Genomic DNA, 2406 nt, shown 5'->3' with positions numbered 1-2406 from the left:
AATAATCTAGAATTATATTATGGTGATTTTCATGCTCTAAAGAATATTAATATGAATATTAATAAAAATAAAATAACAGCCCTTATAGGACCATCCGGCTGTGGCAAATCTACTCTATTAAAGAGTTTGAACCGTATGAATGATTTAGTTGAAGAATGTAAGATTAAAGGCGAAATTTTTCTTGATGAAGAAGATATATATGCAGAAAGTTTTGATGTAAATCTACTAAGAAAAAGAGTGGGTATGGTATTTCAAAAACCTAATCCTTTTCCAATGAGTATATATGATAATATTGCCTATGGCCCAAGAACACATGGAATTAAAAACAAAACAAAATTAGATGAGATCGTTGAAACTAGTTTAAAATCTGCAGCTATTTGGAATGAAGTAAAAGATGTCCTTAAAAAAAATGCTTTAAGATTATCTGGCGGCCAACAGCAAAGAATTTGTATAGCAAGAGCTTTAGCTGTTGAACCAGAAGTATTGTTAATGGATGAACCTACATCTGCCCTTGATCCTATATCTACAGCAAAAATTGAAGAGCTCATCCAAGAGTTAAAAAAAGAATATACTATAATAATAGTAACCCATAATATGCAACAAGCAACTAGAGTCTCTGATAAAACCGCTTTTCTTTTAAATGGTGAATTAATAGAATTTGGTAAGACTGTTGAGCTATTTTCTATACCAAAAGATAAACGTACAGAAGATTATATAACAGGTAGATTTGGGTAATAAATAGGAAAGGATGATATAGATGATTAGAAGTAGATTCGATAAAGAATTAGATTTGCTTAATAATGAGTTAATCGAAATGGGTAATTTAATTGAAAGCGCTATAAAAACAGCTGTAACCGCTCTTGTAGAACAAGATGCAGATTTAGCAAAAAGAATAGTTGAAAATGACAACGAAGTAGATGCTATGGAAAAAACCATCGAGCAAAGATGTCTTAAATTATTGTTACAACAGCAACCTGTTGCTGGAGATTTAAGGTTTATCTCTTCTGCTTTAAAAATGATAACTGATATGGAGAGAATAGGTGATCAGGCAGCAGATATTTCAGAGATAACTATCAGGCTTGAAAATGAAGTATATTTAAAAGAGCTTATTCATATACCCCAAATGGCTGAAACTACAATTAAAATGGTTAAAAATAGTATAGATTCCTTCGTTAGAAGAGATATAAAACTTGTCAAAGAAGTTATTCTATGGGATGATGAAGTTGATGAATTATTTGATATAATTAAAGATGAATTAATAGATATAGTAAGAGAAGATCTTGATTCTAAAGAGCAAGTTATCGATCTATTGATGATTGCAAAGTATTTTGAAAGGATTGGTGACCATGCTCAAAATATTGCAGAATGGGTTTATTTTGCAATAAAGGGAGAGCACTATACATGGTAGGAGTTGATTAAATGTCTCTAATATATTGTATAGAAGACGATGAAAGTATTAGGGAGTTAGTGGTTTATGCTCTTAATAATAATGGTTTTGAAGCTGTAGGTTTTGAAAATGGTGATACTTTGTTTGATAGTCCTATTCCCGACTTAATAATTTTAGATATTATGCTTCCCGGTGAGGATGGATATACAATTTTAAAAAAGCTAAGATCTAATTTTAGAACTTCAGATATTCCCATAATCATGCTTACAGCTAAAACTAGTGAATTTGATAAGGTTAAATCTCTAGATATGGGTGCAGATGATTATATTGAAAAACCCTTTGGTATCATGGAATTAATCTCCAGAGTTAAGGCAGTTTTACGCCGTAGTAATAAAAAAAGTACAACTACAAAATTAATCTTTAAAGAAATATCTATGGATTATGAAAAATATAGGGTTTCAGTAGATGACAAAGAAATAACATTAACCCATAAAGAATTTGAATTACTATATTATTTAATGAAAAATCAAGAAATAGTATTATCTAGAAATCAAATAATGAATAAAGTATGGGACTTTGATTTTGAGGGGGAAACACGAACCATAGATGTGCATATTAGAACATTGAGACTTAAACTTGGAAAAGCAGGAAAATATATTCAAACCATTAGAAATGTTGGTTATAAATTGGGGGATTAATTATGGAAAAAAGAATTTATTTTAACCTAGCCTTAGTTGCAACGATTACTGCAATTATAACTGCAAGTATTGTAGCTTTTTTGTTCTACGATATATATAGTTCAAATGTTACTCAGGGGTATATAGATTTAACCTCAAGATTTTTATCTATACTTCCCGTTACAGTTGGAATTTTAGTATTTATTCTTATTTCCCTCTATCTAGTTGCCAATATTCGATTCGCAACGACAGGATAACTGCCCCATGCCGACGAGACACCCCACCCTTCCCGACCCTCGCGCGTGGCGGCTCGCCCTGGTGCTGATCATGGCGGTGCTGCTG

General features: G+C 31.6%; 4 protein-coding genes. All 4 read left to right on the top strand.

All coding sequences use genetic code 11. From position 1 onward, the window contains the following. The coding region (gene pstB, locus VK998_RS02550) for a phosphate ABC transporter ATP-binding protein PstB (RefSeq protein WP_325225127.1) at nucleotides 1–735 on the top strand (735 nt) is incomplete at its 5' end. 22 nt (nucleotides 736–757) lie between these two features. Further along, on the top strand, nucleotides 758–1408 hold the full coding sequence (gene phoU / locus VK998_RS02545; protein WP_325225125.1) for a phosphate signaling complex protein PhoU: 651 nt from the start codon (nucleotides 758–760) through the stop codon (nucleotides 1406–1408). Nucleotides 1409–1419: 11 nt separating this feature from the next. Next, nucleotides 1420–2085, top strand: a complete 666-nt coding sequence (locus VK998_RS02540) for a response regulator transcription factor (RefSeq protein WP_325225122.1) — start codon at nucleotides 1420–1422, stop codon at nucleotides 2083–2085. Nucleotides 2086–2087: 2 nt separating this feature from the next. Next, nucleotides 2088–2321 carry a hypothetical protein gene (locus VK998_RS02535; protein ID WP_325225119.1) on the top strand — a complete coding sequence of 78 codons (234 nt, stop codon included), beginning with the start codon at nucleotides 2088–2090 and terminating at the stop codon, nucleotides 2319–2321. The last annotated feature ends 85 nt before the right edge of the window (nucleotides 2322–2406 follow it).

The sequence above is a fragment of the Schnuerera sp. genome (genome assembly GCF_035459645.1).
Classification (GTDB): Bacteria; Bacillota; Clostridia; order Tissierellales; family Tepidimicrobiaceae; genus Schnuerera.
This window is presented reverse-complemented; position numbering and strand designations above follow the sequence as displayed.

Coding starts and splice junctions, on each gene's coding strand:
- phoU (WP_325225125.1), top strand. CDS start 758: ATGATTAGAAGTAGATTCGATAAAGAATTAGATTTGCTTAATAATGAG.
- VK998_RS02540 (WP_325225122.1), top strand. CDS start 1,420: ATGTCTCTAATATATTGTATAGAAGACGATGAAAGTATTAGGGAGTTA.
- VK998_RS02535 (WP_325225119.1), top strand. CDS start 2,088: ATGGAAAAAAGAATTTATTTTAACCTAGCCTTAGTTGCAACGATTACT.